The sequence below is a fragment of the Rhizobium sp. J15 genome, from assembly GCF_002531825.1.
GTDB lineage: Bacteria > Pseudomonadota > Alphaproteobacteria > Rhizobiales > Rhizobiaceae > Rhizobium.
This window is the reverse complement of sequence record NZ_NWSX01000028.1, coordinates 16212-29564: the sequence shown is the minus strand read 5'-3', so window position 1 is coordinate 29564 and position 13353 is coordinate 16212. Positions and strand designations below refer to the sequence as shown.

The window sequence follows — 13353 nt, the reverse complement described above, 5'->3', positions numbered from 1 at the left end:
TATCTCATTTTGCAAATGAGAGATTTTCTCTTGTTTTCAATCAAGGAAGGAGCACGACATGCAGAATTCCGAAATTGTCCTCGTCGGTGGATCGGGAAAGACCGGCGGCCGCATCCTGAAACGGCTTGAGCAGCGCGGCTTCAACGTGCGAGCCGCATCACGCTCCAGCAAACGCGCCTTCGACTGGGAAGATCGGTCGACCTGGCACGGCGCGCTTCAGGGCGCATCGAGCGCCTATGTCGCCTTCCAGCCGGATCTCGCCGTCGCCTCAGCGGCCGACGCGATCGGAGCGCTCGCCAAGGCCGCCGTGGAATGCGGCCTTGACCATATCGTGCTGCTTTCCGGCCGCGGCGAAGAAGGTGCGCTGCAAAGCGAGACGGCGCTGAATGCATCCGGCATCGACACCACCATCCTGCGCGCCTCCTGGTTCTGTCAGAACTTCAGCGAGGGCGCGTTTCTGGAGCAGATCCTTGCCGGCCGGCTGCAATTGCCGGCGGGCGATATCCGCGAACCCTTCATCGATGCCGACGACATCGCCGATGCCGCCGTCGCCGCCTTGATCGAGCCGCGCCACCGCAACAAGGCCTACGAACTGACCGGGCCGCGGGCGCTGACATTCCGCGAAGCCGTCGGCGAAATCGCCGCCGCTGCGGGACGGCCGATCGAATACGAGCAGGTTTCAATGGCCGATTTCACCGGCGGGCTTGCCGCCGCCGGCCTGCCCCAGGTTCTGATCGATCTTCTCGAGGAGCTTTTCGGCCAGGTGCTCGATGGGCGCAATTCCGGCGTCATGAGTGGCGTGGCCGATATTCTCGGCCGCCCCGCCACCGATTTCCGCCGCTATGCCCGCCGGACCGCGGCAACAGGAATATGGAGCGCCTGACCATGCAGATCGTCCTGATCCTTTCGCTCGTCGCCGCTGCGATCGGCAGCGGCCTCGTTGCCGGCATCTTCTTCGCCTTCTCGACCTTCATCATGGCGGCCTTTTCGCGCATCCCGGCAGAACAGGGCATCGCCGCGATGAATTCGATCAACGTCACGATCGTGCGCTCGCCCTTCATGGCGCTTTTCGTGCCGACGGCAATGCTCTGCATTGTCATATCAGTGCTGGCGCTGATGAACTGGCGCGGTGGGGCATCCGCGCTGATGCTGGCGGGCGCCGCTCTCTATGTCCTTGCCTCGTTCCTCTCGACCATCATCTTCAACGTGCCGATGAACGATGCGCTGGCGAAGGTCGGCGGCAACGGAACGGAAGCCGCCGCGCTCTGGGCCACCTATCTCAAGGACTGGACATGGTGGAACCACGTGCGGACGATCGCATCCCTGCTCGCTTCGGTCGCCTTCGGCAGGGCGCTGATGATGATTTGAGAAGGCGGAGGTGCAATGCTCCTCCGCCTTCCCGTTATTTCTGCTCGCAGAAGACGATGCGGTTGCTGAAGGGATCGATGACCGTCATCTCGAGCCCCCAGGGTTCTTCCTCCACGCCGGGCTTCATGTAGCGGTAGTCCTTGCCTGAAAGCTCGGCATGATAGGCCCGCACATTCGCGACGCGGACGAAGGCCTTGGCGCCGGGGCTCGCATCGCCGGAATGTTCGCTCAAATGCAGCGCCATGCCATCCCGCGAGACCTGGCAATAGAGCGGGAAATTGTCGCCGAAGCGATGTTCCCAATCGAGGCTGAAGCCGAGAAAGCCGCAATAGAATTCCATCGCCTTTTCGACCGAGAAGATGCGGAAGATCGGCATTGGCGGCTCGATGCCGATCGCCGATCGGGCAGCGTCCGCCGCATCGATCTTCGCCGAGAGCACATTCCATTGATCGAACCCGAACTGCCGGGCGACGATTTCGAGCGTCTCGCTGTGGGTAAGGGAAATATCGCGGCCGGCAAGGGCCTGCCGTAGCGTCTTTGCCATGAGCTTGGCATCGCGAAAATCGCGCATGTGTCATCCTTCCGTTGGCGGCAAACAGGAAGATCAGTGCCCGCGTCTGCTGACCCGTTCGCCATCGATCGCCAAACGGCAAGGGATGTGAAGGACGGTTTCTGGATGCATTCACCATAACGCCGAGGCGTCGCGGGGCGGCTGGCCGCATCCGGCCAAGAGCGATGTTATGAGAGGGCCAGCCAGGAATCAAGACGCCGTGCGCGATGCCTCGACCGGAACAGCCTGAAGGTAGGCGGCAAGCTCGACACGATTGCGCCCGCCGCGCTTGGCTGCATAAAGCGCCTTATCGGCGGCGCTCAGCATGGCGTCGAAATCCAACGGCGTCGAGCGGCCGGGAGCAACACCGACGCTGACCGTGCATTCCAGCGCCTCGCCGTCGACAGGGATCTCGCGGGCCTGGAAGGCCCGGCGAATACGCTCGGCCGCGAGTTCCGCCCGGCCGGGCATGACCTCCTTCATCACCAGCGCAAATTCTTCGCCGCCGAGACGGGCGGCGGTATCGCCGTCGCGGCAATTGGCTGCGAGTTCGGCGGCGAAGACCTTGAGAACATGGTCGCCGGCGGCGTGGCCGAAGCGGTCGTTGACGGATTTGAAGTGATCGATATCGAAGACGATGACAGCGGTGGTCGTACCCATCGGGCGCGTGCCGTATTCGTCGAAGAGGGCGCGGCGATTGAGCAGGCCGGTCAGCGGATCGGTGATTGCATCGAGACGATGGCGGGCTGCGAGCCGCCACTGATGCAGCGCCAGCGACAGTGCGCCGATCCCCGTCATCCCGGCGATGCAGACGGCAAGGCTCAGATCCTCAGCCCAGTTGTTGGGCGCTTTGCCAAGCACCAGCTTTCCGTCGAAGATCAACACGGCGGCGCAGAGGACGAAGGAAATTGCCGTCAGCGTATAAAGCGCCGTGATGCCGAGGATCGGCGCCGGCGCCTCGGCGCGGGCAAGCCAATATTGCCGCGCGGTGGCAAAGAGCAGCGCGGCAATCGCGAGATTTTCAGCCATGAAGGCCAAGCCGTCGTAGCCTGCTATCATCGGCGGAATGGAAAGGGCCATCGCGACAAGGGCGCGCAGCGAAATGGAAAAGAAGGACAGGCGACCGGTGCAGAACTGATGGCCGGCGCCCCAGATGGTGGCGAAACCGGCTTGGAACAGCACGAAATTGGCGACGCCCGCCCATTTGTCGGGCGTATTCACATAGGCGCTGTAGACGAAAATGCCGCTGACGACGAGCACGAGACCGATGGTTGCGGTGAGCAATACAGTTTCGGCCCGGCGGGCAAGCCAGCTGCCCATCAGCGTCACCGCGAGACATGCCGCCGAAACACCCAGCGCCAGCAGGAGGGAGTTGTAATCAAGCATCATGCTTTCAATCTCCGCGGCTGCTGCCGCGCCGGATAATGTTTACAGCCCACGTGTCCGGAATGTCTGACGCATTCCGTTAAAAAATCATGCACCGCACAAAACAATGTTACGGATTTAACACCGCGCGCAAGGTTTCCGGCAAAAATCTATTTAAAATTGAATATGGGAGGTGAATTTTAGGTTAAAAGCTGCCAGTGCAGCGGAAACATGGGATCGAAAACCGTCACCGGACCGGCTCCGGTTTCTATCTTCGCGGGAAAAACGACCGGCTCGGCCTGCCGTGACAGCGTGATGCGCTCCTCGTTCGGGGCAAGCCCGTACCAGGCCGGTCCGTTCAGCGAGGTGAAGGCTTCGAGCCTGTCCAGTGCACCCTCTTCCTCGAAGACATGGGCAAGGCAGCTCATCGTGTTGATCGAGGTGTAGATGCCGGCGCAGCCGCAGGCGCATTCCTTCAGCGGATCGACATGCGGGGCGGAATCCGTGCCGAGGAAGAAGCGGGCATCCCCGCTGACAGCGGCGGCACGCAAGGCCAGACGGTGATTTTCGCGCTTGGCGACCGGCAGGCAGTAATAATGCGGGCGGATGCCGCCGACGAGGATTGCGTTGCGGTTGATGATCAGATGATGGGTGGTGATCGAGCCGGCGAGATTGCCCTTGGCCGCCTTGATGTAGTCGATGCCGTCCGATGTCGTCACATGCTCCATCGTGACCTTCAGCTCCGGCAGGCGCTTGCGCAGCGGATCGAGCACGGTCTCGATGAAGACGGCTTCGCGATCGAAGATGTCGACCTCAGGCGTCGTCACCTCGCCATGAACGCAGAGCGGCAGGCCGATCTTCGCCATGCGCTCCAGCACCGGCATCGCCTTTTCCATGTCGCGTACGCCGCCATGCGAATTGGTGGTGGCGCCGGCCGGATAGAGCTTGACGGCGGTGATGAGGCCGCTTCTGGCGCCCTCTTCCACATCGTCCGGGTTCGTATGCTCGGTGAGATAAAGCGTCATCAGCGGCTGGAAGCGATGACCGTCCGGCAGCGCCTTGAGGATGCGCTCGCGGTAGGCCCTCGCATCAGCCGTGGTGACGACCGGCGGCACGAGATTGGGCATGATGATGGCGCGGGCGAAGGTGCGGCTCGTATCGGCGATTACGCCTTCCAGCATGGCGCCGTCGCGCAGATGCAGGTGCCAGTCGTCAGGGCGGCGGATGGTGATCGATTGCATGGCAGACCTCCGAAGCGATGCGTCTGCGGCCTGATACCATCAACCATTATATCAAGACAATCGCCGCAGCTTAGCTCTTTGTTTTGATGCATGTCGTTATCCCGGAACCGCTGCACACTTCCGGGCGACATGCATCACGCCAAGGCGATCTCCAGCGTCACATCGGCCGGGCGACGGTTTTCGAGAATCAGGCGGCCGTTCGGCAGGTCGTTGCCGTAAACCTTGGCGCTTGCGGCGTCTTCGCTGAGATTATAGCCGCGCCAGCGCGCCCAGAGGCGCTCTTCGAGCACTTCGATCGGCGGCGCCAGCATGACCGAGAAATCGAAGATGCCGTCGAGTTCGGCCCATTTGCCCTGCGTGAAGAGCAGATAGTTGCCCTCGATAATGATGAAACGGTCCTTGGGATCGATCGGCCGGGCCGAAGCGATGGCAAGCTCGCGCGAGCGGTCGAAGACCGGCACGAGAACCTCCTGGTCGGCCGGCCTGACGGCGCGGACGATATCGAGGAAACCGCGGACATCGAAGGTCTCGGGAATGCCCTTGCGCGCCAGCAGGCCGCGTTCGATCAGAATGGCGTTATCCATATGGAAGCCGTCCATCGGCAGGACTGCGGCGCTTTCGCCCTTGGCTTTCAGCGCCGCCGCCAGATTGTCGGCCATCGTCGATTTGCCCGAACCCGGCGGGCCGGCAATGGCGATGAGGAACCGTTTGGCATCGCCGGCGCGGGTAAGCACCTCGCCGGCGATTTCATCGATGCGTGCACTCATGCAGCAACGGGCTCCGTGGGCGCCGCCTTGGCGCCGGTCATGAAGGCGACGGCGTCCGACATGGTGTATTCCTTCGGATTGATCACCGTGAGGCGCCGGCCGAGGCGGTGGATATGGATCCGGTCGGCCACCTCGAAGACATGCGGCATGTTGTGGGAGATCAGCACGATCGGCAGACCGCGGGCACGCACATCGAGGATCAGCTCCAGCACGCGGCGGCTTTCCTTGACGCCAAGGGCGGCCGTCGGTTCGTCCATGATGATGACCTTCGAGCCGAAGGCGGCGGCGCGGGCAACCGCGACACCCTGGCGCTGACCGCCGGACAGCGTTTCCACCGCCTGGTTGATGTTCTGGATGGTCATCAGGCCCAGTTCGGAAAGCTTGTTGCGCGCCAGCTTTTCCATCGCCGGCCGGTCGAGCATGCGGAAGAGCGAGCCGAGCGGACCCTTTTTACGGATCTCGCGGCCGAGGAACATGTTGTCGGCGATCGACAGCGCCGGCGACAGAGCGAGGTTCTGGTAGACCGTTTCGATGCCGGCCTCCCGCGCTTCCATCGGCGAGCGGAAATGCACCTGCTGACCTTCGAGCGTGATCACGCCCTCATCGGGAGTGACCGCGCCTGAAATCGCCTTGATCAGCGAGGACTTGCCGGCGCCGTTGTCGCCGATGACGGCCAGGATTTCGCCCGGATAGAGGTCGAAATCGGCATTGTCGAGCGCAGTCACGCGTCCATAGCGCTTGACGAGGCCGCGGGCGGTGAGAAGGGGTTCCTGAGCCATGATTACACCGAAACCTTTCTGATCCACTGATCGATCGCGACGGCGGCGATGATCAGCACGCCTGTCAGCAGGACTTTCCATTGCGGATCGGCGCCGAGCATGTTGAGACCCATCGACACGACACCGACGATCATGGCGCCGAAGAGCGTGCCGAGAATGGAGCCGCGGCCGCCGAACAGCGAGATGCCGCCGATCACGGTTGCGGTGATCGCCTGGAGGTTAAAGTCTGTGACGGCCGAGGACGGCGAGATCGAGCCGTTGCGGCCGATCGAAACCCAGGCGGCGAAGGCGGCGATCACACCCGAAATCGTATAGACGGTGAGCAGCACTTTTTTGGTCTGGATGCCGGAGAGCTTGGCCGCCTCCGGATCGTCGCCGACCGCATAGACATGCCGTCCCCAGGCCGTGTGATTGAGGATGTACCAGAGCAGGAGGACGAGCAGCACCATGGCGATGACGCCGAGCGTCAGAACGGCGCTGCCGACCTTGAAGCTCGCGGCGAAAAGATGCAGCAGCGGCGCCTGTTCATCGACATCCGTGTCGCGGATCGTCTCATTGGCGGAATAGATGAAATTCGTCGCCATGACGATATTCCAGGTGCCGAGCGTGACGATGAATGGCGGCAGTTTCATGAAGGCGACGAGGGCGCCGTTCACGAAGCCGCACAGGCCGCCGACCAGAAGGCCCGCTATCACCGCGATCGGCGTCGGTACGCCGTAGGTGATGGCGACATTGCCCATGATGACGGCCGAAATCACCATGATGACGCCGATCGAAAGATCGATGCCCGCCGTCAGGATCACCAGCGTCTGCGCTGCGCCGAGAATACCGACGATGGCAATCTGCTGCAGGATCAGCGTCAGAGTGTACGAAGAGAAGAAACGCCCGGGGATCGCAATCCCGAAGATGACGATCGACAGCAGCAGCACGATCAGCGGCACGGCGGCCGGAGTCGAGTGCAGAAAATGCTGTATCCGCTTGATCAGCGAGACATTCTGGTGCTCGAAGGAGGCGATGTTCTTGTCGCTGCCGTCGAGGACGCGTTCGAATTCCTGAGTTCCGGTCATGGTTCCTCCTCCGCATCCGCGCGCCGAACCCGCGCGGAGGCCGCCACCCATATTCATCCGTTCGTTGCTTAGCCGGTGGGGCGACGGCACATCGTCCGTCCAAAACGGCCGGGGATCAAGCCCCCGGCCGGTATGCTTCAATAATCAGGCAGGGCTCAGCCCCAGCACTTGTCGGTGCCTTCCTTGGTATCGATCGACTTGACGCCGGAAACCGGCTTGTCGGTGACGAGCGAGACGCCGGTGTCGAAGAAGGACTTGCCTTCCGTCGGCTTCGGCTTTTCACCCGAGTCGGCGAACTTCTTGATCGCCTCGATGCCAAGCGAAGCCATCAGCAGCGGATACTGCTGCGAAGTGGCGCCGATGACGCCTTCCTTGACCGACTTCACACCCGGGCAACCGCCGTCGACCGATACGATCAGCACGTTCTTTTCCATGCCGACGGCCTTCAGCGCCTGATAGGCGCCGACAGCGGCCGGCTCGTTGATCGTATGGATGACGTTGATGCCCGGATCCTTCTGCAGAAGGTTTTCCATGGCCTTGCGGCCGCCTTCTTCATTGCCGTTGGTCACGTCATGGCCGACGATGCGCTTGTCGTCTTCGTCGCCGATCTTGTCCGGATTCTTCGGGTCGATGCCGAAACCGATCATGAAGCCCTGGTCGCGGAGAACGTCGACCGTCGGCTGCGACGGCGTCAGGTCGAGGAAGCCGACCTTGGCATCCGCAGCCTTGTCGCCGAGCGTTTCCTTGGCCCACTGGCCGATCAGCTTGCCGGCGAGCAGGTTGTCGGTGGCGAAGGTGGCGTCGGCGGCGTCAGCCGGCTCGAGCGGCGTGTCGAGTGCGATGACCAGCAGACCGGCGTCGCGGGCCTTCTTGACCGCAGGCACGATGCCCTTGGTGTCCGACGCCGTGAGCAGGATGCCCTTCGCGCCGTCGGCGATGCAGCTTTCGATCGCGGCGACCTGGCTTTCGCTGTCACCATCGATCTTGCCGGCGTAAGACTTCAGCGAGACGCCGAGTTCCTTGGCCTTGGCAGTCGCGCCTTCCTTCATCTTGACGAAGAAGGGGTTGGTGTCGGTCTTGGTGATGAGGCAGGCGGAAACGTCTGCCGCCATTGCAGGTGCAGAGAAAGCGACACCGAGCGCGAGCGCGCCGAAAGCGAGAACTGATTTCTTCATGAACTCCTCCCAGAGTTTGCCGGCGCCGCCCATGCGGGCCGGAATTTTCGAGATGTGACACTTCGCTTCGGTCGCTGCCGCTTCCGAAGCCGCCCGTGCCCTTGACGACGGCAATTAAGAGCGAAAGAAATCGGCTTGTCAATAAATAAATCCAATTGAATTATTAATTCGATGTGGCATGCTTCAATCGAATTAGGACGTACGGCGTCGCGCCTTTTCAAACGCAGAGACGGCCGCCGTACCGCTTTCAGCTGCTGCGCAATTCACCCTCGGATCGATTTCGAACCGAGGGACCATGCAAGAGGCCAACGCTCGGGAGGAGCGGCCATGTCGTCTTTGGATGGGCCGGAACACACACCGGTCCCGCCGCCAATTCTCAATCCGGCCGGGGGTGCGAACCAGGTCAGGGTGCGCGCCTATAACGAACGGCTCGTGCTGTCGCTGGTGCGCCTCTACGGCGCCCTGTCGAAGGCCGATATCGCGCGCCGCAGCGGCCTTTCGGCGCAGACCGTCTCGGTCATCATGCGGGTGCTGGAAAAGGAAGGGTTGCTGTCGCGCGGGGCGCCGGTGCGCGGCCGGGTCGGCCAGCCGTCGATCCCGATGCATCTCAACCCCGACGCCGTCTATTCCTTCGGCCTGAAGATGGGCCGGCGCAGCGCCGATCTGGTGCTGATGGATTTCGTCGGCCGCATCCGCATGCAGCTGCACCAGACCTATGCCTATCCGCTGCCGCATGAAATCCTCGCCTTTGTCACCGCTGGCATCGAGGAGATCGAGAGCCGGCTCGACGATAAGCAGCGCAGCCGCATTGCCGGCCTCGGCATCGCCGCTCCCTTCGAGCTCTGGAACTGGGCCGAGGAAGTCGGCGCGCCGCCCGGCGCCATGGAAGTCTGGCGGGATGTCGACCTGCAGGCCGATATCGCTGCGCGCGTCTCCCATCCCGTCTTCCTGCAGAACGATGCGACCAGCGCCTGCGGCGCCGAGCTCGTCTTCGGCGTCGGTCCCTCCTATCCCGACTTCGTCTATTTCTTCATCGGCTCCTTCATCGGCGGCGGCATCGTGTTGAATTCGGCGATCTTTTCCGGCCGCACCGGGACGGCGGGCGCCATCGGGCCGCTGCCCGTGCGAGACCGCAACGGCGAAACAAAGCAGTTGCTCGAAATCGCCTCCATCTTCGTTTTGGAAAACATGCTGCGCGAGCGCGGCATCGACCCCGAGCCGCTCTGGTATTCCGCCGACGACTGGGTGGATTTCGGCGAGCCGATGGAAATCTGGATCCAGGACACCGCCAAGGCGCTGGCGCAGGCGATCGTCGCTGCAGCCTCGATCGTCGACTTCAGCGCCGCCGTCATCGACGGCGGCTTTCCCCATTGGGTGCGCAGCCGCGTCGTGCAGGCGACGATCGACGAAGCCGCCAAGCTCGACCTGCAGGGCGTCGTTATGCCCGAAATCATCGAAGGCGCGGTCGGCGCCCAGGCCCGCGCCATCGGCGGCGCCAGCCTGCCGATCTTTTCGCGTTATCTCACAGACCAGAACGTACTCTTCAAGGAGGTAGACCATGCTGAAGGGACTTGATCCGCTTCTGAGCCCGGAATTGCTTTTCACGCTGCGCGCCATGGGCCACGGCGACGAGATCGCCATCGTCGACGGCAATTATCCGGGCGTCGAACATGCGCGCCGGCTGATCCGTCTCGACGGCCACCGCCTCATCCCGGTTCTCAATGCCGTGCTCAGCGTGCTGCCGATCGACGATTTCGTGCCCGAAGCCATCTTCCGCTCGACCGTCAAGGCCGAGCGCGACAAGCTCGATCCCGTGCATGAGGAGATGATCGACTGCTGCGCCCGCCACGAGCCGCACCGCCAGGTGGTGCCGCTCGTCGGACCGGATTTCTACGGCCGGGTGAAAGCCGCCCATGCCGTGATCCAGACCAGCGAGCCCAGGCTCTATGCCAATATCATCCTGCGCAAGGGCGTGATCTATCCGAAGGAGACGGGCGCGCAGGCGGCGGCCGGAGTCGATCCCTTCGTTTACTGAAGTGCGCCACATGTCCTTTCAGTGCTCCTTGCGCCACGGTGCGGCCCATCCGATTTGCGGGAAAGCTATCCGTTGTGCGCAGCGAAATGCCCGCACCTTTGGGCACGCAACCCACCATTAACCTTCGAGGTTCAAAGATATCTTTGGACGGGCCGGTGCGCTTGATCAATGACGGCGAACCGGCCTCTTAATTCCGCCCGAATGAATTGTGGCGGTTTTCGACCACCGCCAGGGACGATGCGGTTCTGCGAGCTGGCCATGAGGGCTCTTCACACAACAGGAGCCGTTCTATGCCCCGCATCCATGCAACCAGACCTCAGATGGAGATACTGGCCTGGCTCTTGATCTTTCTACTTCTCTTCTGCCTATCCTGGCGCTTCCATTGGCATGAGGAGCTGGATGAGTTTATCGAGCGGCATCACCAATATCCGCTCGACCACGCGCTGCTTGCTCTGAATATCTCAGGGTTTTTGGGGCTCATCTACTCCGCACTCAGGATCCGGGATCTTTCGAGGGAAGTCGATCGCAGGCTGCTGGCCGAAAAGAACGTCGACTGGATTGCCTGCCACGACACGCTGACCGAACTGCCGAACCGCAGATTTCTGGATTCCATATGCGCGCGGGCAATGACCGATCAAAGGGCAGAAGAAACCTACGCCGTGTTCAGCATCGATCTCGACGCCTTCAAGAAGGTCAACGATCTCTTGGGGCACGACCACGGTGACGCGGTGCTGAAGACCGTCGCTCAGCGGCTCTCGTCGCTCTTCCCTCGCGAGCACGTTTTTCGCCTTGGCGGAGACGAGTTTGTGATTCTGGCGCGGCGCATCGGAAATCCCGATCTTGTCGCTTTGGGGAACCGCATCGTCAATGCGATCGGAAAACCGTTCACATTCAATGGTGCTGCCGTCGATCTCGGCGCCAGTGTCGGCTTCGCACTTTATCCCGAGAACGGCGATGAGCTCGGTCAAGTCATCCGGCATTCCGATTGCGCGATGTATGTCGCGAAGAAGCAGGGCCGTAATCTAGTGAAGGCCTTCGTGCCTTCGATGCAGGACGAGTTGGCGAAACGGATCAGGATAGAAGGCGATCTGCGAGCGGCTATCCGGAAGGCCGAGATCGTTCCCTATTATCAACCGCTGGTGGACCTGAAGGCGAACAAGATTATCGGCTTCGAGGCGCTGGCGCGCTGGAAAACGGCGTCCGGCGAATTCATCCCGCCGAGCGAATTTATTCCGGTGGCAGAGGAAGCCGGCCTGATTGTCGAACTGACGGACCAACTGCTTCGCTGTGCCTGCATCGATGCGCTTTCCTGGCCAAGCGAGCTTGTCCTTTCGTTCAATCTTTCTCCGATCCAACTGAGCGACCGACTGCTCGGCTTACGAATTCTGAAGATATTGGGCGATGTCGGCCTGCCCGCGCACAGGGTCGAATTCGAGGTGACGGAGAGCGCCATCATTCAGGACGCCGTCACTGCCCGCATTGTTCTCGACGATCTGGTGAATGCGGGGGTCAGGATTGCGCTCGACGATTTTGGAACGGGCTATTCCAGCCTCTCCCAACTGTCGAGCTACCGCTTCGACAAGATCAAGATCGACAGGAGTTTCATCGCTTCGTTCGAGACCAATGATAAGCAGGACAAGGTGATCAAGGCCATCATCGCTCTCGGCACCGGACTTGGCGTAACGATAACGGCCGAAGGCATCGAAGAGGAGAGCCAGCGTCAGCGGCTTCAGGATCTCGGCTGCGACATCGGCCAGGGATATCTGCTTGGCAGACCGGCGCCGATCGAGGAAATCACCGCAGATCAGATCGGCACCAGGATTTTGCAGCGCGGTTGATGGGGCAGGCGCGCCGCCCTCTCTCCGCCCTCATCGTGAGGTGCCCCGCAGGAGCCTCGAAGGACGAGGGCTGATCGGTGTGCCGTATGTATCCCCGGAAGATCAAATCTCCCCCGCCGACGGCCCCCAGACATCCGTGAGCGCGAAGCCGCCGGGATGCGGGTCGAAGGGGTCGAGGGCCACCTGGGTGAGGCCGAAGGTGAAGCCGCGGCCGGTGATGGTGGGGATGACCGCCGGGCGGCCGGCGACCTCGGTCACCGCCTGCAGGCCGACCTCGAATTCCGAACCAATGATCGATTTCGAGGTGAAGCTGTCGCCGACCTTGGCCTTGCCGCGGGCATAGAGAGAGGCGAGATTGGCGGAATTGCCGGTGCCGCAGGGCGAGCGGTCGGCGCGGCCCGGCCACATGGTGGTGCAGGTGCGCACCGTGCCGTCGGCTTCGGTATCGCGGAACATGACGTAGGCGATGCCTGAGATCGCCGGGATCTCTGGATGAACGACCTTGATGTCGCGGTTGATCAGATCCTTGAGGATCATGCCGGCCTGGACGAGACCGGCGGCATTGGCCTTCTCGATCGTCAGGTTGATCTGGCCGACATCGACGAGCGCATAGAAGATGCCACCATAGCAGATATCGGCCTTGATCTTTCCCCAATGCGGCGTGTCGATCGCGACGTCGAGTTCATGCACGAAGGACGGCACCATGGTGAGCCTGACCTTCTCGCAGCGCCCGTCGCGGCAGGTGGCCGTCGCCTTGACGAGGCCGGCAGCTGTTTCGAGCGTCACGACCGTCTCCGGCTCCTTCATCTCGACGATGCCGGATTCGAGGAGCGCCGTGGTGACGCAGATGGAGTTCGAGCCGGAACTCGCATGCGCCTGATCGGGCTGCAGGATGATGAAGGCCGCATCCGCTTCCGGGTGTTTTGCCGGCAGCAGCAGGTTGACGGAGCCGATCGGGGCGCCGCGCGGCTCCAGGCAAAGGAAGCGGCGAAGCTCGTCGCCCTTCGGGTCGGTGTTCAGCCAATGCAGCTGGGCGGCAATGGTATCGCCCGGGATTTTCGGAACGCCGCCGATTGCGACGCGGCCGATTTCACCTTCGGCGTGAACGTCGAGAAGCTGGATCGTGCGCTTCCATCTCATATCGAAACCTCCAGTTCACCAGTCGATG

Annotated in this window: 13 protein-coding genes; 5 read left to right on the top strand and 8 right to left on the bottom strand. The window is 62.1% G+C overall.

The annotated features are described in order from the left end of the window. The first annotated feature begins 58 nt into the window (after positions 1-58). On the top strand, positions 59-883 hold the full coding sequence (locus CO670_RS21670; protein WP_097592148.1) for an NmrA family NAD(P)-binding protein: 825 nt from the start codon (positions 59-61) through the stop codon (positions 881-883). Between the two features lie 2 nt (positions 884-885). Further along, on the top strand, positions 886-1368 hold the full coding sequence (locus CO670_RS21665; protein WP_097592186.1) for an anthrone oxygenase family protein: 483 nt from the start codon (positions 886-888) through the stop codon (positions 1366-1368). A gap of 34 nt (positions 1369-1402) precedes the next feature. Here the strand turns inward: CO670_RS21665 and CO670_RS21660 are convergent, their stop codons facing one another. From CO670_RS21660 to CO670_RS21630, 7 genes are all read right to left on the bottom strand, one after another. Further along, positions 1403-1939 (bottom strand): glyoxalase superfamily protein, encoded by a 537-nt coding sequence (locus CO670_RS21660; protein WP_097592147.1) that lies wholly within the window; start codon positions 1937-1939, stop codon positions 1403-1405. A 189-nt stretch (positions 1940-2128) separates the two neighbouring features. Next, positions 2129-3307, bottom strand: coding sequence for a GGDEF domain-containing protein (locus CO670_RS21655; RefSeq protein WP_097592146.1), 1179 nt, complete (start codon positions 3305-3307; stop codon positions 2129-2131). Positions 3308-3483: 176 nt separating this feature from the next. Beyond that, positions 3484-4524: a dihydroorotase gene (gene pyrC / locus CO670_RS21650; RefSeq protein ID WP_097592145.1), complete on the bottom strand. Its 1041-nt coding sequence runs from the start codon at positions 4522-4524 to the stop codon at positions 3484-3486. 134 nt (positions 4525-4658) lie between these two features. Then, entirely contained in the window at positions 4659-5291 is a 633-nt protein-coding gene (locus tag CO670_RS21645) for a nucleoside triphosphate hydrolase (protein ID WP_097592144.1), read from the bottom strand. Beyond that, positions 5288-6070 carry an ATP-binding cassette domain-containing protein gene (locus CO670_RS21640; RefSeq protein WP_097592143.1) on the bottom strand — a complete coding sequence of 261 codons (783 nt, stop codon included), beginning with the start codon at positions 6068-6070 and terminating at the stop codon, positions 5288-5290. The genes CO670_RS21645 and CO670_RS21640 overlap by 4 nt, the downstream gene beginning before the upstream one ends. Positions 6071-6072: 2 nt before the next feature. After that, a complete protein-coding gene (locus CO670_RS21635) occupies positions 6073-7137 on the bottom strand; it encodes an ABC transporter permease (protein ID WP_097592142.1) in 1065 nt (354 codons plus the stop codon). Between the two features lie 155 nt (positions 7138-7292). Continuing rightward, positions 7293-8312 carry a sugar ABC transporter substrate-binding protein gene (locus CO670_RS21630; protein ID WP_088676967.1) on the bottom strand — a complete coding sequence of 340 codons (1020 nt, stop codon included), beginning with the start codon at positions 8310-8312 and terminating at the stop codon, positions 7293-7295. A 327-nt stretch (positions 8313-8639) separates the two neighbouring features. Here CO670_RS21630 and CO670_RS21625 point away from each other — a divergent pair, with 327 nt between their 5' ends. The 3 genes from CO670_RS21625 to CO670_RS21615 all read left to right on the top strand — a co-directional run bounded on the left by CO670_RS21625 (position 8640) and on the right by CO670_RS21615 (position 12185). Next, positions 8640-9887 (top strand): ROK family transcriptional regulator, encoded by a 1248-nt coding sequence (locus CO670_RS21625; RefSeq protein ID WP_097592141.1) that lies wholly within the window; start codon positions 8640-8642, stop codon positions 9885-9887. Further along, on the top strand, positions 9871-10347 hold the full coding sequence (locus tag CO670_RS21620; RefSeq protein WP_097592140.1) for an RbsD/FucU domain-containing protein: 477 nt from the start codon (positions 9871-9873) through the stop codon (positions 10345-10347). The genes CO670_RS21625 and CO670_RS21620 overlap by 17 nt, the downstream gene beginning before the upstream one ends. A 290-nt stretch (positions 10348-10637) precedes the next feature. After that, positions 10638-12185, top strand: a complete 1548-nt coding sequence (locus tag CO670_RS21615) for an EAL domain-containing protein (RefSeq protein WP_097592139.1) — start codon at positions 10638-10640, stop codon at positions 12183-12185. A gap of 102 nt (positions 12186-12287) precedes the next feature. Here CO670_RS21615 and CO670_RS21610 read toward each other — a convergent pair whose 3' ends face one another. Further along, on the bottom strand, positions 12288-13325 hold the full coding sequence (locus CO670_RS21610) for a 4-hydroxyproline epimerase (protein WP_097592138.1): 1038 nt from the start codon (positions 13323-13325) through the stop codon (positions 12288-12290). Positions 13326-13353: the final 28 nt, after the last annotated feature.